Annotated in this window: 22 protein-coding genes; 9 read left to right on the top strand and 13 right to left on the bottom strand. The window is 60.5% G+C overall.

The window, feature by feature from the left end; genetic code table 11:
- Positions 1-63: 63 nt before the first annotated feature.
- The 4 genes from AC1Z24_RS30290 to AC1Z24_RS30275 all read right to left on the bottom strand — a co-directional run bounded on the left by AC1Z24_RS30290 (position 64) and on the right by AC1Z24_RS30275 (position 3,792).
- Positions 64-507: an NfeD family protein gene (locus AC1Z24_RS30290; protein ID WP_483743905.1), complete on the bottom strand. Its 444-nt coding sequence runs from the start codon at positions 505-507 to the stop codon at positions 64-66.
- Positions 507-1,427: an SPFH domain-containing protein gene (locus AC1Z24_RS30285; RefSeq protein ID WP_483743904.1), complete on the bottom strand. Its 921-nt coding sequence runs from the start codon at positions 1,425-1,427 to the stop codon at positions 507-509. The genes AC1Z24_RS30290 and AC1Z24_RS30285 overlap by 1 nt, the downstream gene beginning before the upstream one ends.
- A gap of 122 nt (positions 1,428-1,549) precedes the next feature.
- A complete protein-coding gene (gene tfpB, locus AC1Z24_RS30280) occupies positions 1,550-3,334 on the bottom strand; it encodes a type IV pilus assembly ATPase TfpB (protein WP_483743903.1) in 1,785 nt (594 codons plus the stop codon).
- A gap of 110 nt (positions 3,335-3,444) precedes the next feature.
- Entirely contained in the window at positions 3,445-3,792 is a 348-nt protein-coding gene (locus AC1Z24_RS30275) for a hypothetical protein (RefSeq protein ID WP_483743902.1), read from the bottom strand.
- Positions 3,793-3,918: 126 nt separating this feature from the next.
- On the opposite strand from AC1Z24_RS30275, the gene AC1Z24_RS30270 reads away from it, so the two are divergent.
- Complete coding sequence (locus AC1Z24_RS30270; protein WP_483743901.1) at positions 3,919-4,386, top strand: Lrp/AsnC family transcriptional regulator; 468 nt, start codon at positions 3,919-3,921, stop codon at positions 4,384-4,386.
- Between the two features lie 112 nt (positions 4,387-4,498).
- Here the strand turns inward: AC1Z24_RS30270 and AC1Z24_RS30265 are convergent, their stop codons facing one another.
- Complete coding sequence (locus AC1Z24_RS30265) at positions 4,499-5,866, bottom strand: CYTH domain-containing protein (RefSeq protein WP_483743900.1); 1,368 nt, start codon at positions 5,864-5,866, stop codon at positions 4,499-4,501.
- 165 nt (positions 5,867-6,031) lie between these two features.
- Between AC1Z24_RS30265 and argE the strand changes: the two genes are divergently transcribed.
- The 3 genes from argE (at position 6,032) to AC1Z24_RS30250 (ending at position 9,650) form a co-directional block, all read left to right on the top strand.
- Complete coding sequence (argE, locus tag AC1Z24_RS30260) at positions 6,032-7,180, top strand: acetylornithine deacetylase (protein ID WP_483743899.1); 1,149 nt, start codon at positions 6,032-6,034, stop codon at positions 7,178-7,180.
- Between the two features lie 196 nt (positions 7,181-7,376).
- Positions 7,377-8,675 carry an amino-acid N-acetyltransferase gene (argA, locus tag AC1Z24_RS30255; protein ID WP_259103996.1) on the top strand — a complete coding sequence of 433 codons (1,299 nt, stop codon included), beginning with the start codon at positions 7,377-7,379 and terminating at the stop codon, positions 8,673-8,675.
- 135 nt (positions 8,676-8,810) lie between these two features.
- Positions 8,811-9,650, top strand: coding sequence for a class I SAM-dependent methyltransferase (locus tag AC1Z24_RS30250; RefSeq protein WP_483743898.1), 840 nt, complete (start codon positions 8,811-8,813; stop codon positions 9,648-9,650).
- A 124-nt stretch (positions 9,651-9,774) separates the two neighbouring features.
- Here AC1Z24_RS30250 and gshA read toward each other — a convergent pair whose 3' ends face one another.
- The 3 genes from gshA to AC1Z24_RS30235 all read right to left on the bottom strand — a co-directional run bounded on the left by gshA (position 9,775) and on the right by AC1Z24_RS30235 (position 14,272).
- Positions 9,775-11,364, bottom strand: a complete 1,590-nt coding sequence (gshA, locus tag AC1Z24_RS30245; protein WP_483743897.1) for a glutamate--cysteine ligase — start codon at positions 11,362-11,364, stop codon at positions 9,775-9,777.
- Between the two features lie 197 nt (positions 11,365-11,561).
- Positions 11,562-11,948: a PaaI family thioesterase gene (locus tag AC1Z24_RS30240; RefSeq protein WP_259104001.1), complete on the bottom strand. Its 387-nt coding sequence runs from the start codon at positions 11,946-11,948 to the stop codon at positions 11,562-11,564.
- Positions 11,948-14,272, bottom strand: a complete 2,325-nt coding sequence (locus tag AC1Z24_RS30235; protein ID WP_483743896.1) for a Tex family protein — start codon at positions 14,270-14,272, stop codon at positions 11,948-11,950. Before AC1Z24_RS30235 ends, AC1Z24_RS30240 begins: the two co-directional genes overlap by 1 nt.
- 253 nt (positions 14,273-14,525) lie before the next feature.
- On the opposite strand from AC1Z24_RS30235, the gene ompR reads away from it, so the two are divergent.
- Complete coding sequence (gene ompR, locus AC1Z24_RS30230; RefSeq protein ID WP_259104009.1) at positions 14,526-15,269, top strand: osmolarity response regulator transcription factor OmpR; 744 nt, start codon at positions 14,526-14,528, stop codon at positions 15,267-15,269.
- A 129-nt stretch (positions 15,270-15,398) separates the two neighbouring features.
- Entirely contained in the window at positions 15,399-16,712 is a 1,314-nt protein-coding gene (locus tag AC1Z24_RS30225) for an ATP-binding protein (protein WP_483743895.1), read from the top strand.
- Positions 16,713-16,804: 92 nt separating this feature from the next.
- Here the strand turns inward: AC1Z24_RS30225 and rimK are convergent, their stop codons facing one another.
- Genes rimK through rimA form a run of 3 tightly spaced genes read right to left on the bottom strand, consistent with a single transcriptional unit; the run spans position 16,805 to position 18,988 of the window.
- Positions 16,805-17,710, bottom strand: a complete 906-nt coding sequence (rimK, locus tag AC1Z24_RS30220) for a 30S ribosomal protein S6--L-glutamate ligase (RefSeq protein ID WP_259104012.1) — start codon at positions 17,708-17,710, stop codon at positions 16,805-16,807.
- The gene (gene rimB, locus AC1Z24_RS30215; protein ID WP_483743894.1) at positions 17,707-18,189 is read right to left on the bottom strand and encodes a retropepsin-like aspartic endopeptidase RimB; all 483 of its coding nucleotides are present in this window, start codon (positions 18,187-18,189) and stop codon (positions 17,707-17,709) included. The genes rimK and rimB overlap by 4 nt, the downstream gene beginning before the upstream one ends.
- Positions 18,190-18,205: 16 nt before the next feature.
- Positions 18,206-18,988, bottom strand: a complete 783-nt coding sequence (rimA, locus tag AC1Z24_RS30210) for a S6 modification regulatory phosphodiesterase RimA (RefSeq protein WP_483746748.1) — start codon at positions 18,986-18,988, stop codon at positions 18,206-18,208.
- A 117-nt stretch (positions 18,989-19,105) separates the two neighbouring features.
- Between rimA and AC1Z24_RS30205 the strand changes: the two genes are divergently transcribed.
- Complete coding sequence (locus AC1Z24_RS30205) at positions 19,106-19,504, top strand: RNA-binding S4 domain-containing protein (protein WP_483743893.1); 399 nt, start codon at positions 19,106-19,108, stop codon at positions 19,502-19,504.
- On the opposite strand, the gene AC1Z24_RS30200 is transcribed toward AC1Z24_RS30205, so the two are convergent.
- Positions 19,501-20,301 (bottom strand): phosphatase PAP2 family protein, encoded by an 801-nt coding sequence (locus tag AC1Z24_RS30200; RefSeq protein WP_259104016.1) that lies wholly within the window; start codon positions 20,299-20,301, stop codon positions 19,501-19,503. The genes AC1Z24_RS30205 and AC1Z24_RS30200 overlap by 4 nt on opposite strands.
- A 90-nt stretch (positions 20,302-20,391) precedes the next feature.
- On the opposite strand from AC1Z24_RS30200, the gene hslO reads away from it, so the two are divergent.
- On the top strand, positions 20,392-21,294 hold the full coding sequence (gene hslO / locus AC1Z24_RS30195) for an Hsp33 family molecular chaperone HslO (RefSeq protein WP_483743892.1): 903 nt from the start codon (positions 20,392-20,394) through the stop codon (positions 21,292-21,294).
- Positions 21,295-21,473: 179 nt separating this feature from the next.
- Positions 21,474-23,018, top strand: a complete 1,545-nt coding sequence (locus AC1Z24_RS30190) for a phosphoenolpyruvate carboxykinase (RefSeq protein ID WP_483743891.1) — start codon at positions 21,474-21,476, stop codon at positions 23,016-23,018.
- A 324-nt stretch (positions 23,019-23,342) separates the two neighbouring features.
- Here the strand turns inward: AC1Z24_RS30190 and AC1Z24_RS30185 are convergent, their stop codons facing one another.
- The gene (locus AC1Z24_RS30185; RefSeq protein ID WP_483743890.1) at positions 23,343-24,086 is read right to left on the bottom strand and encodes a hypothetical protein; all 744 of its coding nucleotides are present in this window, start codon (positions 24,084-24,086) and stop codon (positions 23,343-23,345) included.
- Between the last annotated feature and the right edge of the window lie 58 nt (positions 24,087-24,144).

Below are 24,144 nucleotides of genomic sequence, written 5' to 3'. Positions count from 1 at the left end.
CTATCGCCAGCAAGCCGGCTCCCACAAAAGCTCATTTCAATTCAAGTTTGCTGGAAATGAGCCTCAGAACGCCTCCACCCGCAAAATCGCCCCATCCTGCGCCACCACCCGCACCTGGGCGCCCACCGGCGCATCAGGTCCGGTGACGATCCAAACGCCATCCCCCACCTTGATCTTGCCGCGTCCCTCGACAATGGCGGTGTGCACGGCGAAGGTACGACCGATCAGTTCCTGCCCACGCATGTTCAGCCCCGGCTGGTCGGACGGGCGATTGACGCTGCGCTGGCGCCGCCACCAGTACACCGCCGTGAGGATCGACAGCGCGGCAAACAGCAGAAATTGAATCGTCCAGTGCATGGGCAGCAGGAAGGTCAGCACGCCGACCCCCGCCGCCGCGATGCCGACCCACAGCAGATAGCCGCCGGCGCCGAACACTTCAAGAATCAGCAGCACCGTGCCCAGGCCCAGCCAGTCCCAGAACGACAGGTTTTGCAGGTAGTCCCACATCAGACTTTCTTGCTGTCGAAGGTGGCTTTGACGATCTCGCCAATACCGCCCACTGCGCCAATCACCTGGCTGGCTTCCAGTGGCATGAGGATGACCTTGCTGTTGTTGGCCGAGGCCAGTTTGCCCAGGGCGTCGATGTACTTCTGCGCGACAAAATAATTGACCGCCTGCACGTTGCCGTTGGCAATCGCTTGGGATACCACCTGGGTTGCACGAGCTTCGGCTTCGGCCTGGCGTTCACGGGCTTCAGACTCAAGGAAGGCCGCCTGACGACCGCCTTCGGCTTCGAGAATCTGCGCCTGCTTTTTGCCTTCGGCGGTGAGAATCGCAGCGGCGCGCAGGCCTTCGGCTTCAAGGATCTGGGCGCGTTTGATGCGCTCGGCTTTCATCTGCCCGGACATGGCCGCCATCAGGTCGGCGGGCGGGCTGATGTCCTTGATCTCGATACGGGTGATCTTGATGCCCCACGGCGCCGTGGCTTCGTCGACCGTGCGCAGCAGGCGTTCGTTGATGTTGTCGCGCTGGCTGAGCATGGCGTCCAGTTCCATGGAGCCGAGCACGGTGCGGATATTGGTTTGCAGCAGGTTGCGGATCGCATGTTCGAGGTTGTTCACCTCATAGGCCGCCTGGGCGGTGTTGACCACCTGGAAGAAACACACGGCATCGATCTGCACCGTAGCGTTGTCTGCGGTAATGACTTCTTGGGGCGGGATATCCAGCACGCTCTCCATCACGTTGATCTTGCGCCCGATGCGATCCATCACCGGCACGATGATATTCAGGCCCGGCTTGAGCGTGGTGGTGTAGCGGCCAAAACGTTCGACGGTCCATTGATAGCCCTGGGGCACCACTTTGAATCCCATGAACAGAATGACGATCGCCAGAACGACGAACAGCAGGACGACGGTACCTAGTTGCATAAACATTTCCCTGTTTTCATTTGAATCGCAGTGTGTTGTACCTGTGGGACCGGCTTCAGCCGGGAATGCGTCTTCCCGGCTGAAGCCGGTCCCACAGGTCATGCACGGTCTCAAAAATAGCGTTAGCGTTGCTCACTCTGCGGCGTAACCCGCAGCACTTCTTCCAGCGTCGTCAGCCCCGCCGAGACCTTTTGTGCGCCGGACAGGCGCAGGCTGCGCATGCCTTCCTTGAACGCCTGACGGCGCATGGCGGTGAGGTCGAGGTCGGCGCTGATCAGGTCGCGCACGCCATCGGACATCAACATGATCTCGTACACCCCGGCGCGACCGCGATAGCCGGTTTCCCGGCATTCGATGCAACCGACAGCGCGATGGGCGCCAGCCGGTACCGGAGCCTGCCACGGACGGGTGAGGGTCTGCCAGTCCACTTCGTTCAACTCGATGGGCGCCTTGCAATGCGGGCACAGGGTTCGCACCAGGCGCTGGGCCATGACGCCGAGGATGGTGGCCTTGAGCAGGTAGTGCGGCACGCCGAGTTCCAGCAGACGGCTGATGGCACTGGGCGCATCGTTGGTGTGCAGAGTGGACAGCACCAGGTGACCGGTGAGGGCGGCCTGGATGGCCATTTCGGCGGTCTCCAGGTCGCGAATTTCGCCGATCATGATGATATCGGGGTCTTGGCGCATCAGTGCGCGTACGCCGCTGGCGAAGGTCAGGTCAATGTTGTGCTGGACCTGCATCTGATTGAACGCAGGTTCCACCATCTCGATGGGGTCTTCGATGGTGCAGAGGTTGACCTCCGAGGTCGCCAGCTTCTTCAGCGTGGTATAGAGCGTCGTCGTCTTGCCGGAACCGGTGGGACCGGTGACCAGAATGATGCCGTTGGGCTGGCAGGTCATGTCCTGCCAGCGGCGCAGGTCATCGTTGGAAAAACCGAGCTGGTCGAAGTCCTTGAGCAGCACTTCCGGGTCGAAGATCCGCATGACCATTTTTTCGCCGAACGCGGTGGGCAGTGTCGACAGGCGCAACTCGACTTCGCCGCCATCGGGCGTGGTGGTCTTGACCCGGCCGTCCTGGGGTTTGCGTTTTTCGGCGACGTTCATCCGGCCCAGGCTTTTAAGGCGACTGACCACGGCCATGGTTACCTGGGGCGGGAATTGGTAGATGTTGTGCAGCACGCCGTCGATGCGAAAACGCACCGTGCCTTGTTCCCGGCGCGGCTCGATATGGATGTCACTGGCGCGTTGCTGAAAAGCGTACTGGAACAGCCAGTCAACGATATTGACGATATGCGCGTCGTTGGCGTCGGGTTCCTGATCGCTGGAGCCGAGCTTGAGCAACTGTTCGAAGTTGCCGATGTTGTTCATTTTCTGATCAACGGCATTGGCGCCGCTGACCGATTTCGCCAGGCGGAAGAATTCCACCGCCACCCGCTGGATATCTGCCGGGTTGGCCACCACGCGCTTGATCGAGCGCTTGAGGACGTGGGTCAGGTCGGCTTCCCAGGCTTTGACATAGGGCTGGGCGCTGGCGATGGTCACCGATTCGCGGTCCACCGCCACGGCGAGGATCTTGTGGCGCTGGGCGAAGGCGTAGGACATCAGCGGTGTCACCGAGGCGCTGTCGATCTTCAGCGGGTCTATGCGCATGTACGGTTGCCCGGCGCGGGCGGCCAGCCACACTGTGAGGGTCTCAAGGTCCAGTTTGCGCCCCGGACGCTTGAGGTCATCCAGTTGTTGCGCGGCCATGAACTGCAACGGGTGCAGCTGCATGTTGGCGGCACTGCGCCGCTGGGTCATGGCGTGCTCGGCGCTGGCCTGGTCGATGAAACCTTCGGCGACCAGATCGCGCAGCAGCTCGTTCAGATCCAGCCAGCGGTCCTGGGTTGATGATGCGAGGACGGACATGCAGCTTCCTTTGGGCGGTTCAGCTCATAACGATCAGCAAGAGTAGCCCCAAGCGTGCCAGTTGTTGCGCCCTCTGTGTGGTTAAGCGTTGCGATTATTTTCAGCGGTGCTCAGCTGGCGGCCAGGGAGACGGATTGAATTGAGACGTGGGAATGCCCGAGTTGTTCCAGTTCCACTGTACAAACATTGATCAAGTTGCGCATTTTTTCGCCAATCACCTGGGCTCGATGCCACGACAGACGGTCGATCTGCACATCGATCATCAGCATGTCCTCGGCCTGCTGCACGTTCACCTGTTGCGGGATCAGGTACTGCATGGCGAACAGATTGAGCACCCGGCACAACAGGTCGGGCTCGGCCTCGGCAAGAATCCGGTACCGGGCCAGGCAGTGGCTGTTATGGGCTGACCAGGTGTCCGGACGGTGTGGGGCGGTTTCCACGGCTTCGAGGTTGGGCATGGGGCGTCTCCTGTTTCGATTGGGGAAATTCTTGCATGTAGAAAAAGAAATTTCTGATCCATGATCGAATGAATTAGCCTTGTTTCGACTAGTTAATGCGTCAAAACCTAAAAAAGAGAAATAGTTATGTCTATCGAGCTGGATGGCTATGACCGCAAGATCCTCGCGCTGCTGCAAGAGGACGCCTCCTTGTCCAGCGCGCAGATTGCCGAACAGGTCGGGCTGTCGCAGTCGCCGTGCTGGCGACGGATTCAGCGGCTCAAGGATGAAGGGGTGATCCGCCGCCAAGTGTCATTGCTCGACCGCAAGAAAATCGGCCTCAACACGCAGATCTTCGCCGAGGTCAAACTCAACGCTCACGGACGCTCCAATTTCACGGAATTTACCGACTCGATTCGCGGCTTTCCCGAGGTGCTGGAGTGTTATGTGCTGATGGGGGCGGTGGATTTTCTGTTGCGGATTGTCACGCCGGATATCGAAGCCTACGAGCGCTTCTTCTTCGAAAAGCTGTCGATGGTGCCGGGGATTCAGGAAGTGAACTCGATCGTGGCGTTGTCGGAAATCAAATCGACGACGAGTTTGCCGGTGGGGTGACTTGCTCCTCGGGTTCAGCAGGGCGCTTGTGAATGTGGGAGCAGGCTTGCCTGCGAAGACGCCAGCTTTCGCAAGCAAGCTTGCTCCCACATGTTGTATTTGCAGCGCGAGGTTACATTTTCAGCAGCAATTTCCACGCCTTGTTCTGGAGCACGGCAATGGTCTGCTCAACGCGGGCGTCGATTACTTCATCGCTGATCGGCTGATTGGCCAGTTCTTCCAGTTTGTTCAGCTCGCCGTACAGGCGGTCGACTTCCGGCAGGTCCAGGACCTGGCGGGCGTGGTGCATCCAGGCCTGGATGCGTTCGATACGCGGCAGTTGCTCGGCGAGGTCCTCAGGCTGCTGCTGATAGCGATTCAGTTGCAGGGCCGTGGCTTCGTCCGCCAACAAACGTGGTAGCCAACTGGCGAGGAGGGCGGCGCCCTGGCGGTTGCCACGGTTGTTACGCTCGGCGGTCCAGCTACGGGCCAGCAGCCAGCGCGAGGTGTTCAGGGAGAACAGGCCCCAGCGTGGATCCTGCAGTTCTTCGATGAACTGCTCGTGGGCGGCGGCGCGGACGTCACCGTCTTCCTGGCCGGCCTGAACCAGCGGGCGCCAGTCTTCCAGCATGGCGTCGAGGGCGCCGCGCAGTTCGCTGGTAGCGGTGCGCGGGGCGGCCTGGCCGAGGCTGGTGGTCAGGGCACGCAGTTCGGCCAGTTGCTCGACCCAGTCCTGCAGCAGGCGCCAGTGGCCATTAAAGCGATATTGCTCGGCCAGGCGCTGGCTGCTGCCCAGCAGATGCCAGGCCAGGGCGGCGTAGGCGTCGTCCAGTGGCGTTTCGCCGTCGAGCTGCGGTGCTGGCAGGCTCAGGGAGTAGCTGTTGGCGTCGAACAGGCGGTAGCCGCGCTCGGCCTTGCTGATATCGCACGGCATCAAGGCCAGGGTCTGGGCCAGCTCGGCGGCCAGTTCCAGCAGCGCGGCAGGTTCGCCTTCACGCAGTTCCAGCTCCAGCTCGCAGATTTCTTCCTTCTGCTTGCCGACGATGACGTTGCCCAGATCCAGGGCGGCCTCGATCACGACCTTGGTCTTGCCGCGACCCCAGGCGATTTCGGCTTTTTCCCGGACGAAGTCAGTGGTGAACAGTGGCTTGATGGTCTTCTTGTCCAGGTCCGCCAACTGCTCGGGCCAGCATTCGCCGTCGAGCTTCTTGATATCGAGCTTGGCCTTGGCCAAGTCCCAGTTGTATTCGTTGCGCTCGGACAGCCCGGCCACGCTTTGCCCGCGGGTCTTGAGGGTCTGGATAATGGCATCGCCATCACGACGCAGGCGCAGGGCTACCTTGGCGTTGGCCAGGTCGCGCTCGGGGGTGTCGAAGTATTGGTTGAACAGTTCCAGGCGTTCCCAGCCACTTTTGTTGCGCTTTTTCAGCAACGGGTGTTCACGCAGCGCCGCCAGGGTTTCGCGGCTGACGCGCAGTTTGATTTCGGTTTCTTTGTGCATGGCCGGGAGTCCAGACGCTGTAAAGCTGATAACGGGAGGCGCAGCCGGGGGTGGCAGGGCTGCGCGATGGCGTGCAGTGTACAGGACATGCCCGGTAACGGTTTATTCCAGACAGCATCTGGCCCTATGATGAACCGGCGTGTCGCCCCGCCTTGAGGAATGTCTATGCCCGTGCCGTCGATGAAAGACCAGTTCGCCGCCCTGATCGCCGCACCTTCGGTGAGCTGCACCCAGCCGTCGCTGGACCAGTCCAACCGTGGAGTGATCGATCTGCTGGCCGGTTGGCTGGGCGACCTGGGCTTTGCCTGCGATATCCAGCAGGTCTCGCCGGGCAAGTTCAACCTGCTGGCCACCTATGGCACCGGCCCTGGCGGCCTGGTGCTGGCCGGGCACAGCGATACCGTGCCGTTCGACGAGGCATTGTGGAAAACCGATCCGCTCAAGCTGACGGAAGTCGACGGGCGCTGGGTCGGCCTGGGCAGTTGCGACATGAAGGGCTTTTTTGCCCTGGCCATCGAAGCGGTGCGCGGTCTGCTTGATCAACCCTTCAAGCAGCCGTTGCTGATTCTTGCGACTTGCGACGAAGAAAGCTCCATGGCCGGTGCCCGGGCTCTGGCCGAGGCGGGTCGGCCCTTGGGGCGCGCGGCAGTGATCGGCGAGCCGACGGGGCTGCGGCCAATCCGCCTGCACAAGGGCGTGATGATGGAGCGCATCGATATTCTTGGGCGCAGCGGCCATTCCTCCGACCCGAGCCTGGGGCACAGCGCGCTGGAAGCCATGCACGACGCCATCAGTGAGCTGAAAGGCCTGCGTGCGCAGTGGCAGCAGGAGTACCGCAATCCGCAGTTCAGCGTGCCGCAGCCGACCCTTAACTTCGGCTGCATCCATGGCGGCGACAACCCCAACCGGATCTGCGGCCAGTGCTCTCTGGAATTCGACCTGCGCCCGCTGCCGGGCATGGACCCGAACGTGCTGCGCGCGGCGATCCAGCAGAAGCTGCAGCCCCTGGCCGAGCGCCATAAGGTGCAGATCGATTACGCGCCGCTATTCCCTGAAGTGCCGCCCTTCGAACAGCTCGCCGATGCCGAACTGGTGCGGGTGGCGGAACGTTTGACCGGTCATACTGCCGAAGCAGTGGCATTTGGCACCGAAGCGCCTTATCTTCAGCGCCTTGGTTGCGAGACCCTGGTTTTAGGTCCTGGCGATATCGCTTGTGCGCATCAGCCGGGGGAATACCTCGAAATGTCACGCTTGCAGCCTACAGTGACGCTGTTGCGGCAGTTGATTGAGCATTATTGCCTGAGCCCGCAGTGAGCGGATTTGGATGTTGCGATGTAATGTGGGACCGGCTTTAGCCGGGAATGCGTCTTCCCGGCTAAAGCCGGTCCCACAGGAAAAAACCAGAGATAGAAGGAGAGTGCACGTGTTGCCAAGCCTGTTCCGACGATAACGACTACAGAGTTGTGCGTGTTGCTGTCCTTCGTCCAATTTTCTACAGGCTTTTCAGGTTATGCCCGATTACGTGAACTGGCTTCGCCATGCGTCTCCCTATATCAACGCCCACCGGGAACGGACCTTTGTCGTTCTGCTGCCCGGCGACGGTGTGGAACATCCCAATTTCGGCAATATCGTCCACGACCTGGTGCTGCTGCACAGCCTTGGCGTGCGCCTGGTGTTGGTCCATGGTTCGCGCCCGCAGATTGAAAGCCGCCTGAGCGCTCGCGGCCTGACCTCGCATTACCATCGCGACATGCGGATTACCGATGCGCCGACCCTTGAGTGCGTGATCGATGCCGTGGGCGCGCTGCGTATCGCTATCGAAGCGCGCCTGTCCATGGACATGGCCGCCTCGCCGATGCAGGGCTCGCGGCTGCGGGTGACCAGTGGTAACCAGGTCACCGCCCGGCCGATCGGTGTGCTCGAAGGCGTGGATTACCAGCACACCGGTGAAGTCCGTCGCGTCGACCGCAAAGGCATCAATCGCCTGCTGGACGAGCGTCATATCGTCCTGCTGTCGCCTCTGGGTTATTCGCCTACCGGTGAGATTTTCAATTTGGCCTGCGAAGACGTCGCCACCCGCGCCGCCATCGATCTGGGCGCCGACAAGCTGCTGCTGTTCGGTGAAGAAACCGGCTTGCTCGACGAGAACGGCCGACTGGTCCGTGAGCTGCGTCCGCAGCAGGTTCCGGCGCATCTGGCGCGGCTGGGCAACAACTATCAGGCCGAGCTGCTGGATGCGGCGGCCGAAGCCTGCCGCGGTGGCGTGGGCCGCAGCCATATCGTCAGCTACACCGAAGATGGCGCCTTGCTCACCGAGCTGTTCACTCGTGACGGTGGCGGTACTCTCGTCGCTCAGGAGCAGTTCGAACGGGTTCGTGAAGCCGCTATCGAAGATGTCGGCGGCTTGATGGATTTGATCACGCCCCTGGAAGAGCAGGGCATTCTGGTGCGCCGCTCCCGTGAAGTGCTGGAGCGCGAGATCGAGCAGTTCAGTGTGGTCGAGCGCGAAGGCCTGATCATTGCCTGTGCGGCGCTGTATCCGATTGCCGATTCCGAGGCCGGCGAACTGGCTTGCCTGGCGGTCAATCCCGAGTACCGCCATGGCGGTCGCGGTGACGAGCTGCTCGAGCGTATCGAAACACGGGCGCGGGAACTGGGCCTCAAGACCCTGTTCGTCCTCACCACCCGCACCGCGCACTGGTTCCGTGAGCGCGGCTTCGAGCCGAGCAGCGTCGAGCGGCTGCCGGCGGCCCGTGCGTCGCTGTATAACTTCCAGCGTAATTCGAAGATCTTCGAAAAAGCTCTGTAATTGACGGCCGTCGGCGCTGCCAGTCCAGGCGGCGCCGATAGCCTATAGTTTTGCCGTCAGACTCATCACGCGACCCATTCATTGCGATCCTTGTTGTGCAACCTGTTGTCGGGTCCTCAAACAAGGAATATGCCAATGGACCGAAGAGCAAAGCTGCTGTCGGGGTTGACCCTGGAAGGTACGCTTGGCCTGGAGATCGGTGCGCTATGCCGCCCCTTCATCAAGGCTGCCGACCACGCAGTCATCTACGCCGATCACGCCAGTACCCAAGCGCTGCGTGACAAATACCGTCATGACCCGGATGTACAGATCGATGAAATAGTCGAGGTAACGGCTGTTCTCGCTGAAAAGACCCTGGCGCAGGCGGTGGGTCGCAAGGTCGATTATGTCGTCGCCTCCCACGTTATCGAGCATGTACCGGACCTGATCGGCTGGCTCAACGAGCTGACGTCGATCCTGCAGGAGGGCGGGGAGATTCGGCTGGTAGTGCCGGACAAGCGCTTCACCTTTGACTACCTCAGGAACACAACCCGCTTGAGCGATGTGCTGTATGCCCATCTGGTCGAAGCGCGCTGGCCGTTGGCGCATATCGTGATGGATTATGTGCTCAACGTCGTCAAGCTGGATGGCGCCAAGGCGTGGCGCGGGCTGATCGAGCCTGACCAGCTTGAACATCACCATAGCCTCGGCGATGCACAGGGAATTGCACGGCAGATACTGGATTCAGGGGCTTATCACGACGTGCACTGCTGGGTGTTTACCCCGCAGTCTCTGGCGCAGTTGTTCGTCGAGCTGATCGACCATCGCCTGATAGCCCTTGAGTGCGTGAATTTTCACGACACGGCCCAGGACACCATCGAGTTTTTTGTCGGACTGAGACCTACCCAGGATTATGTGCGGGCCAGGCGGAGCTGGTTGGCGATGGCGGATGCGGCGCGGGAAGTGCGTACGAGCAGAAAATCCGATATGGAATGAGGTCCTGTGGGAGCCGGCTTGCTGGCGATGACGTCGGATCAGTCACCGACGCAATTGCGAGTGCTCCGCACTCGATCGCCACCAAGGCGGCTCCCACACCCGGCAAGCCGACGCCTACAGCACGCTAGTTACTGATCGCCAGAATGCTCGCCTGATAGGCACCGACGAAGGTGTCGAAATCGACGGGCTCTTCGGTCTGCTCCAGTTCCGCCTGTTCGGCGATCGAGGTTCTGGCCAGGCTTTCGAAACGGGCCTGTTCCTCGACGCTCAGTGGCTGGCTGCGGAAGTAATCGGCATGAGCCTGGCTCTGGCGGAACGAGAAAGCAGTGAAGCCTTCCTTGTGTTCGGTCATGCTCGCCAGAATCTGTGCCGATGGCGTCAGGGACGAGTCCTTGACCTTGGCCAGTTGAACTTGCAGCGACTTGGCGTGCTCCTCGCCGCCATCCTGAGCCTGATCCAGCAACGCTGCAATCGGCGCGATTTTCTCAAGCAGCTCGGTGGCCCAGACCTTGAGCTCGACGCTGCCGCCTGGCCCTTGCAGCTCCAGACCCGGACGCCGGCCTTCCTTCACGACGGTGAGGAAGTTCGTAGACGCGCCGCTGCATTCGTTGTTCGCCAGTTGCGGGCTTTCCTGCAAGGCGCAGTACAGTACGAAGGCGTCGATGAAGCGGGCTTGCTGCAGGTCGATACCGGTCGGCAGGAACGGGTTGATATCCAGGCAGCGCACTTCCACGTACTGCACACCACGGGACATCAACGCCTGAATCGGCCTCTCGCCCGAGTAGGTCACGCGCTTGGGGCGGATGGTGGAGTAGTACTCGTTTTCAATCTGCAACACGTTGGTGTTGAGCTGAATCCATTCGCCGTCCTTGTGCGTGCCGATCTCGACGTACGGCGCATACGGGGTGGCTACTGCCTTGCGCAGGCTGTCGGTGTAGCTGATCAGGTCGTTGTAGCACGGCGTCAGATCGGCCTGGGCGTTGCTCTGGTAACCCAGGTCGCTCATGCGCAGGCTGGTGGCGTAGGGCAGATACAGGGTATCGGCGTCGAACTGTTCCAACTGATGCGAACGGCCGCGCAGGAAACCGGCGTCCAGCGCAGGCGAAGCACCGAACAGGTACATCAGCAACCAGCTGTAACGACGGAAGTTACGGATCAGCGCGATGTAGGAATGGGACTGGTAGTCCCGGGCATCGCCGTCAAACGTCTCGGTCTGCTTGAGCAGCGGCCAGACGGCCTCGGGCAGGGAGAAGTTGTAGTGGATCCCGGCGATGCACTGCATGGTTTTGCCGTAGCGCAGGGCCAGGCCCTTGCGGTACACGTACTTGAGCTTGCCGATATTCGAAGTGCCGTAATAGGCAATCGGAATGTCTTCCTCGGCAGGCAGCGGGACGGGCATGGACGGGCTCCAGAGGAACTCGTTGCCCAGCTTGCTGTAGGCAAACCTGTGAATCTTGTCGAGGCTGTCCAAGGTCTCGGCCGGGCTGGCCAGGGCCGGAGTGATGAACTCCAGCAGCGACTCGGAATAGTCCGTGGTGATCAGACCGTTGGTCAGTGCCGAGCCCAGGGCTTCCGGGTGTGGGGTCTGGGCCAGACGGGCTTCACCGGTCACGCGCAGGCATTCACGCTCGATACCGTGCAGGCACTGTTCCAACAGGGATAGGTTGGAGCGCTCGCCAAGCAGAGCCAGACGGCGGTTGAGAAGTTCGCTCAAGATGGATTCCTTCACGCATCATTCGCCCCGATATGGGGGTGGAAAAGACGATCTACAAGGGTGAAGAAAGAAACTGGCGTTGTCGCCTGGTCTGGGTCAGAAACGCCGGGTCCGATCACGGGGTCTAATCGCAGCGTCGAGAAGGTTTCGGCACTGCTTTCGTAGTGCCGAAATTACTCCAAATCAAACCGACACGGCTATAGCACTGCGAACGTGCCTTGCGCTTTAGCGACCAGTTTGTCGCCCTGCACGACTTCTGCCTCGACCACCAGCGTGCGCCGCCCGGCGTGCAAGACCTTGGCGATGCACAGCACTTCGCCATCGCCGACCGCGCGCACATAGTTGATCTTGCACTCGACCGTGACACTTTGCTGGTCGAAGCCATGGGCGCAGGAGCAGGCCAGGCCCATGGTGATATCGACGAGGCTGAAGATCGCCCCGCCGTGCATCACATTGCCGCGATTGCGCAAGTGCGGTTCCAGCGCCAGGGCGACTGTGGCAACGCCGCTTTCGTCCAGGCTGCGTACATCGCAGCCAAGGGTGCGGAAGTAGGCGCTATGGGTCAGATTCTCAGGGATATCCATCAGCGTTTCTTCAGTTGTTTGGCGTTGGCGAACAACGAAGCCATGGCGTTGTTGGCCGGGGCTGCAGTCTGGGTTTCCTTGCGTGGTGCTGGCGTCGAGGACTGACGCGGGCTCGAGCCTGGACGCGCACCACGGGCACCGTCGATCTTCTCGCCGGGCGTATCGCTCATACGCATCGACAGGCCGACGCGTTTGCGCGGGATATCGACTTCCATGACTTTGACCTTGACCACGTCACCGGCTTTCACGGCTTCACGCGGGTCCTTGATGAACTTCTCGGACAGCGCCGAGATGTGCACCAGACCGTCCTGGTGGACGCCAATATCGACGAACGCGCCGAAGTTGGTAACGTTCGTGACGACACCTTCGAGGATCATGCCCAGTTGCAGATCCTTGAGGTCTTCCACGCCATCCTGGAATTCAGCGGTCTTGAACTCGGGGCGCGGGTCGCGGCCGGGCTTTTCCAGCTCTTGCAGGATGTCGGTGACGGTCGGCAGGCCGAAAGTCTCGTCGGTGTACTTCTTCGGGTCCAGACGCTTGAGGAAGCTGGCGTCGCCGATCAGCGAGCGGATATCGCGGTCGGTTTCAGCGGCAATACGCTGCACCAGTGGATAGGCTTCCGGGTGCACCGCCGAGGAGTCCAGCGGGTTGTCGCCGTTCATGACGCGCAGGAAGCCGGCGGCCTGCTCGAAGGTCTTCTCGCCCAGACGGCTGACTTTCTTCAGCGCCGCGCGGGTCTTGAAGGCGCCGTTTTCATCACGGTGCGAGACGATGTTCTGCGCCAGGGTGCTGTTGAGGCCGGAAATCCGCGCCAGCAGTGCCACCGAAGCCGTGTTGACGTCGACGCCGACGGCGTTCACGCAGTCTTCCACCACCGCATCCAGGCCACGGGCCAGCTTCAGCTGCGACACATCGTGCTGGTACTGGCCGACACCGATGGATTTCGGGTCGATCTTCACCAGTTCGGCCAGCGGGTCCTGCAGGCGACGGGCGATGGACACGGCGCCGCGGATCGACACGTCCAGGTCCGGGAATTCCTTGGCAGCCAACTCGGAAGCGGAATACACCGAGGCACCGGCTTCGGAGACCATGACCTTGGTCATTTTCAGGCCTGGGTATTTTTTGATCAGGTCGGCGGCCAGTTTGTCCGTCTCGCGGCTGGCAGTGCCGTTGCCGATGGCGATCAGGTCCACCGAGTGTTTGGCGCACAGGGCGGCCAGCACGGCGATGGTCTGGTCCCACTGGTTCTTCGGCACGTGCGGGTAGACGGTGGCGTAGTCCAGCAGCTTGCCGGTGGAGTCGACCACGGCGACCTTGCAGCCGGTGCGCAGGCCCGGGTCCAGACCCAGGGTGGCGCGCGGGCCGGCAGGCGCAGCGAGCAGAAGGTCATGCAGGTTGTGGGCGAACACGTTGATCGCCTCGGTTTCCGCGGCGTCGCGCAGTTCGCCCAGCAGGTCGGTTTCCAGATGGCTGTAAAGCTTGACCTTCCAGGTCCAGCGCACCACTTCGCCCAGCCATTTATCCGCCGGACGGTTCTGATTTTGCAGGCCGAAACGCTCGCTGATCATCATTTCGCATGGGTGCAGGGTGCCCGGCAGTTCTTCGCCGACTTTCAGCGACGAACTGAGGATGCCTTCGTTGCGGCCGCGAAAAATCGCCAGGGCACGGTGCGAGGGCATGCTTTTCAGGGGCTCGTCGTGTTCGAAGTAATCGCGGAACTTGGCGCCTTCCTCTTCCTTGCCCGGCACGACGCGGGCGCTGATCACGGCTTCGTGCTTGAGGAAGCTGCGCAGCTTGTCGAGCAGGCTGGCGTCTTCGGCGAAGCGCTCCATGAGGATGTACTTGGCGCCTTCCAGGGCGGCTTTGGTATCGGTAACGCCTTTGTCGGCATCGACGAAACGCGCGGCTTCGCCTTCCGGGTTCAGGTTCGGATCGTTGAACAGACCGTCGGCCAGCTCGCCAAGGCCGGCTTCCAGGGCGATCTGGCCCTTGGTGCGGCGCTTCTGCTTGTACGGCAGGTAAAGGTCTTCGAGGCGGGTCTTGGTGTCGGCCAGATTGATGTCGCGGGTCAGTTCCGGAGTCAGTTTACCTTGCTCTTCGATGCTGGCCAGGATGCTGGCGCGGCGCTCGTCGAGTTCACGCAGGTAGCGCAGGCGTTCTTCCAGATGACGCAACTGCGTGTCATCCAGGCTGCCGGTGACTTCCTTCCGGTAACGGGAAATGAAGGGTACGGTGGAGCCTTCATCCAGTAGAGCTACGGCCGCTGCGACCTGTTGTGGGCGTACGCCGAGTTCTTCGGCGATGCGGCTGTTAATGCTGTCCATAAAGACCACCTGGCGACGATGTGAGCAAAAAATCCAAGATACTAGCGAACTGCTATTGTCTGGCGTTGCCTGACTTTCGAGGCGGCGCATTATACCCAGCGAAGCCGGGTTAGGGGATTCACCGATGTAACAGCCCCCATTCGAGCAGTGAAAAGGCCGCGAAAGGCGGCTACCGTAAAATCTGCTAACAATGCACACGGTGCGCTTCACATTAGCTACGCCATAATGCGCGCCGAGATTAGAGGAGCATCCAATGAGCAGCACTGCACAAATTGCTGAAGGCGAAAAAATCCTGATCGTTGATGACGATCCGGGTTTGAGCAGCCTGTTAGAGCGTTTTTTCACCAGCAAGGGCTACCGCGCCCGAGCGGTGGCCAACGTTGAGCAAATGGACCGGCTGTTGTCCCGTGAGGTCTTCAACCTGGTGGTGCTGGATCTGATGCTGCCCGGTGAAGATGGCCTGTCTGCCTGCCGTCGTCTGCGCGCCGCGAACAATCAGGTGCCGATCATCATGCTGACCGCCAAGGGCGATGAGCTGAGCCGTATCAAGGGCCTGGAACTGGGCGCCGACGATTATCTGGCCAAACCTTTCAACCCCGATGAGTTGATGGCGCGCGTCAAGGCAGTACTGCGTCGCCAGGCTGCGCCGGTTCCCGGGGCTCCGGCCAGCGAAGACGAGTCGGTGTCCTTCGGTGATTACGAGCTGTCCCTGGCGACCCGCGAACTCAAGCGCGGCGAAGAAGTACATATGCTGACCACCGGCGAGTTTGCCGTACTCAAGGCGTTGGTCATGCACGCTCGCGAGCCGCTGACCCGGGACAAGCTGATGAATCTGGCTCGTGGCCGCGAATGGGATGCTCTGGAGCGCTCTATCGACGTGCAGATTTCCCGTCTGCGCCGCCTGATCGAGCCTGATCCATCCAAGCCGCGCTACATTCAAACCGTCTGGGGTGTGGGTTATGTATTTGTGCCGGATGGCGCCGGCACCAAGCAATAAGGTGCATTCAGGCGTTCAGAGCGCTGTTTTTGCCCAATACGTCGGTAACCCTTTGCGGGGTTATCGACGTTCGTGTATGTGCGATATGCACATTTTTTCGCCGCTCCTGCACAGCTCAAAAGCCCCTCTATGAAGACCCCGCTCTGGTTTCCACAAAGCTTTTTCTCTCGCACGCTCTGGCTGGTGCTGATCGTCGTGCTGTTTTCCAAGGCACTGACCTTCGTCTATCTGCTGATGAACGAAGACGTGCTGGTCGACCGCCAGTACAGCCATGGCGTGGCGCTGACCCTGCGCGCCTATTGGGCGGCCGACGAGCATGATCGCGAAGCCATTGCCGAGGCTGCGGGCTTGATCCGGGTGGTGGGCGGCGGGGTGCCGGAGGGTGAGCAGCACTGGCCCTACAGCGAGATCTATCAGCGGCAGATGCAGGCCGAGCTGGGCGAAGACACCGAAGTTCGCCTGCGCGTGCACGCACCGCCCGCGCTGTGGGTGCGGGCGCCGAGCCTGGGAGAGGGTTGGCTGAAGGTGCCCTTGTATCCGCATCCGTTGCGCGGGCAGAAGATCTGGAGTGTGCTGGGCTGGTTTCTCGCCATCGGCTTTCTGTCGACCGCCAGTGCCTGGATCTTCGTGCGTCAGCTCAATCAGCCGCTCAAGCGGTTGGTGTTCGCCGCCCGGCAACTGGGCCAGGGGCGCAGCGTGCGTCTGCCGGTCAGCGATACGCCCAGCGAAATGACCGAGGTTTACCGCGCCTTCAACCAGATGGCCGAAGATGTCGAGCAAGCCGGTCAGGAGCGCGAGCTAATGCTGGCAGGGGTGTCCCATGATCTGCGCACACCGCTCACGCGCTTGAGGCTGTCACTGGAGTTGATGGTCGACGACAACGAACTGACCCAGGGCATGGTCCGGGATATCGAGGACATGGATGCGATTCTCGACCAGTTCCTGGCGTTTATCCGTGATGGTCGTGATGAGCAGATCGAAGAAGTCGACCTCGGTGATCTGGTGCGTGAAGTCGTCACGCCGTTCAACACGGCGGAAGAACAGATACGCCTGTGCCTGGAGCCCATCCCGCCGTTTCCGTTGCGGCGAGTGTCGATGAAGCGCCTGCTGACCAACCTGATCGGCAATGCCATGCACCATGGCGGCAGCGGTATCGAGGTGGCAGCTTATGTCTCCGGCGACAGCAGCGCGCCTTATGTCGTGCTGAGCGTACTGGACCGCGGCGCAGGCATTGATCCTTCCGAGCTGGACGTGATCTTCAACCCCTTCATTCGCGGCGACCGCGCCCGTAGCGGCAAGGGCACCGGGCTGGGCCTGGCGATCGTCAAGCGCATTGCCTCGATGCATGGCGGGATTGTCGAGCTGCGCAACCGCTCCGGCGGCGGGCTTGAGGCCCGGGTGCGGTTGCCGTTGGGATTGATGCTGCCCAGGGATGCGGTCTGAAAAGCAGCTTCGAGCTTCGAACCGCAAGCTAGAAGCCGTGCCGCACACCTGCTTTTAGCTCGAAGCTTGCAGCTCATAGCTCGCAGCTGCTCTTAGCCCTTCCCCCGCGTACGTGTCATATGCGGCCCGCTGTTCTTCTCCAGATACTCGATGATCATCCCGGCCACGTCCTTGTTGGTCGTGGTCTCGATGCCCTCCAGACCCGGCGAGGAGTTGACCTCCATCACCAGCGGCCCATGGTTGGAGCGCAGGATATCCACACCCGCAACGCTCAGGCCCATGACCTTGGCGGCGCGAATGGCGGTCATGCGTTCTTCCGGGGTGATCTTGATCAGGCTGGCGCTGCCGCCACGGTGCAGGTTGGAGCGGAACTCCCCCGGCTTGGCCTGGCGCTTCATCGAGGCGATAACCTTGTCGCCGACTACGAAGCAGCGAATATCGGCGCCCCCGGCTTCCTTGATGTACTCCTGAACCATGATGTCCTGCTTGAGGCCCATGAACGCCTCGATCACCGATTCGGCCGCTGTGGCCGTTTCGCACAGGACCACGCCGATGCCCTGGGTGCCTTCCAGCACCTTGATCACCAGCGGGGCGCCGTTGACCATCTGGATCAGGTCGGGGATGTCGTCCGGTGAGTGGGCAAAGCCGGTTACCGGCAGGCCGACGCCGCGCCGAGACAGCAACTGCAGCGAGCGCAGCTTGTCCCGGGAGCGGGCAATGGCTACCGATTCGTTAAGTGGGAATACGCCCATCATTTCGAACTGGCGCAACACCGCGCAGCCATAGAACGTTACCGAGGCGCCGATGCGCGGAATCACCGCATCGAAGCCTTCCAGCGGTTTGCCGCGATAGTGGATCTGCGGCTTGTGGCTGGCGATGTTCATGTAGGCGCGCAGGGTGTCGATCACCACCACCTCATGGCCACGTTCAATACCAGCTTCGACCAGTCGACGGGTTGAATACAGACGCGGGTTACGCGAAAGCACAGCGATCTTCATGCAGCACCTGTGGCAGAGGTAGTAGAGGCCGGGAATGCCGGCTTGTCCTGAACATATGTAATGCCCGGATTGACGACCAATTGGCCGTCGATCAAAGCGTTGGAACCCAGCAGCAGGCGATAACGCATGGCCTTGCGACAGGCCAGGGTGAATTCCACGGGCCAGACCCGGTCGCCCATGGCGAGCGTGGTGCGAATGACATAGCGCACCTGGGAATGGCCGTTGGAGCTCTTTATGGTTTTCATGGCGACCAACTGGGCTTCGCAGCGCCGATGGCGCAACTGGACCAGGGTGCCCAGATGGGCGTTGAATCGGACCCACTTCTGGCCTTCGCGTTCAAAGGGTTCGATTTCCGTGGCATGCAGGCTGGATGTGCTGGCCCCGGTGTCGATTTTTGCGCGCAGGCCGGCGACCCCAAGGTCAGGCAGCGCCACCCACTCGCGCAGGCCGATAACTGTCAGATGATCGAATGTTTTCAAGGCGATTCCGTACTTATCACGCTGTCTGCCAGACACCAGGGTCGACCTGGGCCAATGCTTTGAATGCAGGTTTGGCGAACCAGTAGCCTTGCATCAGAAATATCCCGCAATCGGCGAGAAAGTCACGTTCTTCGGCCTGTTCAATGCCTTCGGCGATGACTGTAACCCCCAAGTCCGTACACATTGTGACAACCCCTCGCACGATCGCCTGGCGAGCCCGATCGAGATGAATATCGCGAATCAGGCCCATATCCAGTTTCAACAGGTCGGGCTGAAAATCAGCAAGCAACGCCAAGCCTGAATAGCCGGCACCGAAATCGTCAATGGCGGTCTTGAAACCGAACTCGCGATATTCACGCAGAATGTGCGTCAGATGGCGATAGTTATCTATGTGTTCGCTTTCCAGCGTTTCGAAAATCAGCCTGTCCAACGGGAAGTTGTGCTCTCGCGCGGCTTCCAGAGTGCTGCGGATGCACAGTTCAGGGCGATAGACCGCGTTGGGCATGAAGTTGATCGACAGAAACGAATTCATCCCCAGATGCGACGCGCCTTTGATGGCTTTGGTGCGGCACTGCTGGTCAAAGCGATAGCGGTTGCTGTCGTTGACCTGTTCCAGCACCGAGGCCGCGCCTTCGCCTTTAGTGCCCCGTACCAGTGCTTCATGGGCAAATATCGACCTGTCGCGTAGGTCAATGATCGGTTGATAGGCGAAGTCGAATTCAAATCCGAGCGGGGTATTTTGGCTGCAGCCCTCGCAACTGGCAGAGGGTGAGATTAATGATTCAGGAAATTCAGTCACTTCACGCTCCATGGTCAGGGGGAAAGATGCGGTCATTGCAGTCTAATCGCGAACATCCATTACTGCGTGCCCGATATGACGTAGTACAGTTCCGATAAATTCTGCCGAGGAATCCATATGGCACAAAAACCAGAAGATGACGACAAGGTTCGTCTGGATAAATGGCTGTGGGCTGCGCGGTTCTATAAGACCCGGGCGTTGGCCAAGGCGGCGATTGAAAGTGGCAAGGTGCATTGCCGCGGCGAGCGTTGCAAGCCGGGCAAGGAGCCGCATATAGGCGACGAGTTGCAGATACGTACCGGATTTGACGAGCGCACGGTGGTGATTCAGGCGCTGTCGATCGTTCGTCGTGGAGCCCCTGAGGCGCAGACGCTCTACAGCGAGACGCCGGACAGCATCGCCCGTCGGGAGAACGCCGCAGCCCAGCGCAAGGCAGGCAACCTGGGCGTTACTACCGACGGCAAGCCGACCAAGAAACAGCGTCGGCAGCTATTTCAGTTTCACAGCAGCGACTAACGCCCGCTGACCACGCTCATGCGATTGAGCAGCGGCAAACGCTCCAGCAGCCTGAAGATCGGCGCGGTCACCTTCAGCCAGAAGTTGGTCGCCACGGCCGCGAACGGCGTGTAGTAACCCCAGCCCAGGGCCAGCAGGGCGATCATCACGCCACCGATGTAATCGTCCTGACCCCAATGCGCACCCGCCACCAGGCGCGGCATCATGAACAGCAGGCAGAGTGCCCAGATCACCAGGCGCTGGACGAAGGTGCGGCTGAACACCGTCATGAAGAAGGCCCAGATCAGCAGCACGGAAGCGTGGTCACCGGGGAAGCTCTGGCCGGAACTGTCTTTCAAGGCCCAGCGCTTTTCCAGATGCGGGAAGATATCGCTCAGCCGAATGGCATCCTTGAGCACCAGCGACGGGCTGTCGTGCTGCAACGGGGTGCCGTCGATCAGCTTGGAAAACAGCGTGCGGATGACCAGCAGCAGAAGCAGGATCGAGACGAAGCCGAAGATCGCTGAGCGCACCTGAATAGCCTTGAACACCCAATTCCCCTTGATAAGCAACATCAACAGAATCAGGCCGACGATAGCGTCGAAAGGCCGCATACTGGCGACAGTCCAGACGTTCAACCACATGGCGTTCTGCTCCAGTGGTCGGTTAAGCAGATGGAACAGCCACTCGTCGAATTGAGTGAGCAGCGCGTGCCCCATGGGCCATGCCCAGATCGCCAACAGGGCGAAGGCGATCAAATTGCACAACACAAGCTGGCGGACGTTCCACCTGGCTTGGAAGAGTGCCGGATACTCCATAAACTGCCCCTTAATCCGCACCGCCTCGGTGCCAAACGGCGATTTATAGTCGCTTGAACACATTTTGTCATTATTCAGATGCCCTCTCTTATGCATGAATTCCCGGATATCGATTTCTCCCAGCGTTTTATCTTCGACGACAGCGACACCCGTGGCGAGTTGGTTGCCCTTGAGCGCAGTTACGCCGAAGTGCTGGCCAAACACCCGTACCCCGAGCCGGTCGCGCAATTGCTGGGTGAGCTGATGGCGGCGGCTGCGCTGCTGGTTGGCACCCTCAAGTTCGATGGTCTGCTGATTCTTCAGGCGCGCTCCAGTGGCGCCGTACCGTTGCTGATGGTCGAGTGCTCAAGCGAGCGCGAGCTGCGCGGCATCGCCCGTTACGACGAATCCCTGATTACCCCTGGTGCCGGTCTTCAAGACCTGATGCCCGACGGTTCGCTGGCGCTGACCATCGACCCGCGCCAGGGCAAGCGCTATCAGGGCATCGTGGCCCTGGACGGCGTGGACCTGGCTGCCAGCCTGTCCAGTTACTTCGTCATGTCCGAGCAACTGGGTACGCGCTTCTGGCTTAAAGCCGATGGCAAGCGCGCCCGTGGCCTTCTGCTGCAACAACTGCCCGTTGCGCGCCTCCCTGATCAGGACGAGCGCGCCGCCAGCTGGGAGCATTTGCTGACCCTGGCCGATACCCTCAGCGCCGAAGAAATGCTCAGCCTGGACAACGAAACCATCCTGCATCGGCTATACCACCAGGAAGTGGTGCGGCTGTTCGAAGTGCAGCCGTTGCAGTTCCGTTGCAGTTGTTCGCGCGAGCGTTCGGCCAATGCGCTGGTCAGTCTCGGTCTGGACGACGCTCTGCAGTTGGTGGAGGAGCACAACGGCTCGGTGGAGATCGATTGTCAGTTCTGCAACCAGCGCTATCTGTTCGATGCCGCTGACATCGCCCAGCTGTTCGCCGGTGGCGGCGTCGACTCCCCATCCGATACGCGCCATTGATAACGTCTTGATTGCGCTCGGAGCGGCCCTTGGAAAGCCCAGGGCCTGTTCTGACCGGAGGGTCCTACCTTTTTCAGGCAGTTCTGGCATAATCCGGCCCACTTTTAAGCTGTAGTAGTGGTTGTTTTTTTACTACAAAAACGTTCGGAACACTCGGCCACTGGCCGACGGGGACCCTCATGACGCAAGCAAACAACACCGTGTACACCGATCTGAGCATCGACGAGCTGGTTAAAGAAGCTCTGCAGCGCGAAGAAGGTGAACTGTCTGATACCGGCGCACTGGTTGTGAAAACGGGTCATCGTACTGGCCGTTCGCCAGTCGATCGTTTCATTGTTGAAGAGCCGAGCACTCAGGACGCCATCGCCTGGGGACCGATCAACCGCAAGTTCCCGGCCGACAAGTTCGACGCCCTGTGGGACCGCGTTGCTGCCTATCTGGGCGAGCGCGAGCGTTTCGTTTCCCACGTTCATGTAGGCTCTGACCCGGCGCACTACCTGCCGGTCAAGATGACCACCGAGACCGCCTGGCACAACCTGTTCGGCCGTTGCCTGTTCATCAATCCTGAACAGTACAACCCGGCTGGCAAGGACGAGTGGCAGATCCAGAATGCTCCTTGGTTCGTCTGCGAGCCTGAGCGCGACGGCACCAACTCCGACGGCACCGTAATCATCAATTTCGCCGCCAAAAAAGTCCTGATCGCTGGCATGCGTTACGCCGGTGAGATGAAGAAAGCCCTGTTCTCGGTGCAGAACTTCCTGCTGCCAGCGGTCGACGTTCTGCCGATGCACTGCGCCGCCAACATGGGCGAAGAAGGCGATGTAACGCTGTTCTTCGGCCTGTCCGGCACCGGTAAAACCACCCTGTCGGCCGACGAAAGCCGTTACCTGATCGGTGACGACGAGCACGGCTGGGGCGTTGGCGTGGTGTTCAACATCGAAGGCGGGTGCTATGCCAAGTGCATCGACCTGTCCGAGAAGAACGAGCCTGTTATCTGGAAAGCCATCCAGCACGGCGCCGTCCTGGAGAACGTGGTCCTGGACCCGGTCACCAAGAAAGCCGACTACGCCGATGACAGCCTGACCCAGAACAGCCGTGCCGCTTACCCGCGCGAACTGATCGAAAAACGCGCACCGAAAAACCTCGGTGGCGAGCCAAACGCCGTGATCTTCCTGACCTGCGACCTGACCGGCGTACTGCCGCCAGTGTCGATCCTCAGCGAAGAGCAGGCCGCGTACCACTTCCTGTCGGGCTACACCGCACTGGTTGGCTCCACTGAAATGGGTTCGGGCGCTGGCATCAAGTCGACCTTCTCCACCTGCTTCGGTGCGCCGTTCTTCCCGCGTCCGGCTGGCGAATACGCTGAGCTGCTGATCAAGCGCATCCGCGGCTTCGGTTCCAAGGTCTACCTGGTTAATACCGGTTGGACTGGTGGCGGCTACGGCGTCGGCAAGCGTTTCAACATCCCGACGACTCGCGGCGTGATCGCAGCGATTCAGAGCGGCGCGTTGATCGGTGCTGAAACCGAGCACCTGGACACCATCAACCTGGACGTACCGAAACTGGTTCCAGGCGTAGAAACCGGCTTGCTGAACCCGCGCAACACCTGGGCAGACAAGGCGGCCTACGATGAGTCGGCCAAGGCCCTGGCGACCCTGTTCATCGAGAACTTCAAGAAGTTCGACGTGAGCGACGCGATCAAGGCAGCGGGTCCGAAGCTGTAATCGGACTGGCTGAATGAAAAGAACCGCCCTTCGGGGCGGTTTTTTTTGCCTGGATATCCTGGAAAACATCGAAATGTGGGACCGGCTTTAGCCGGGAATGCGATGTTCAGGGCGCTGGATAGGTATCTGCTGTGACGGCCTCTTCCCGGCTGAAGCCGGTCCCACATTCAAGGTGGTGATCGCCGAACGTTTGGCAAAACGTTGTAAGAAAACAACATTTCTAAAAATCGCCCTTTTTGCCGATTCCCGAAGGGCATCACTAAAACCGCGAAGCATCGGCTTTTTTCGGTTTTTTCTCGGTGATTTGAAAAAATTTTCAGCGATTTAGCCTATTGGGTTGAAGTTGCTCGCTGCGCTGCAAAAACGCTCTTGGGCGACCTTGCTGCCAACGTCTGCGCTCTGGTCCCAGCGCTTGCCCCAGCTCTGGCACTGATCGCGGAAGTACACCTTCGCACCCTTGCGGCACTCGCGATACTCCACTGAGCCGCGTCGGTAATTGCCGCAGACACTGCTGTCATCAATGCGATTGGCTTCTACCAACCATTGGGCAAAGTACGTGCGCTTGCCGTCCCATTGCCAGATAGTCGCCTGCTCTACACTGGCAAGCTCTGTACGATTCTGATGGGGGACGGGGCGATCGGTCTTGAGTCGCGCCATATATTGCGCAGATACCAGACCCGTTCCATTGGTATGGGTTGTTGCCTTGGGAAACTGGCCGTAGTGGCACGTCGCGACAGCCTCATCGATGAGGTTGCCGGGCTTGATGCAGTCGCTCAAGGGGCGCGTCGCCGGGGCGTGAGTGGTGGTGTAGATCGGCGGAACGGGATCGGCCACAACCGGGTATGGGGTCTGGAAAGCAACAGCGTCGGGTTTTACCAGTGGCGGTAAGTCCCTGACAGCGAAAACAACCGCGGCCATGCACAGCGCCAACACCAGGCTGGCCCAACAGACTGCTCGGGTGATACCCGAACGACGCTGGCGGTTGCGCTGCGGCCTGTCCTCGTCGTCCACGCCTAGGGGCTCGTAGCTACCCGGTTTTTCCAGGTCTCGATAATTCCTTGCGCTCATTGCTCATCCTTGATGCGAAGCGTTGTCAGCAAGGGAGGGTAAGGCCAATAAAAGCGCA

This window comes from Pseudomonas sp. JL23 (genome assembly GCF_056933585.1).
Note: the sequence above shows the minus strand (reverse complement) of the source record. Positions and strands in the feature narration are given on the sequence as shown.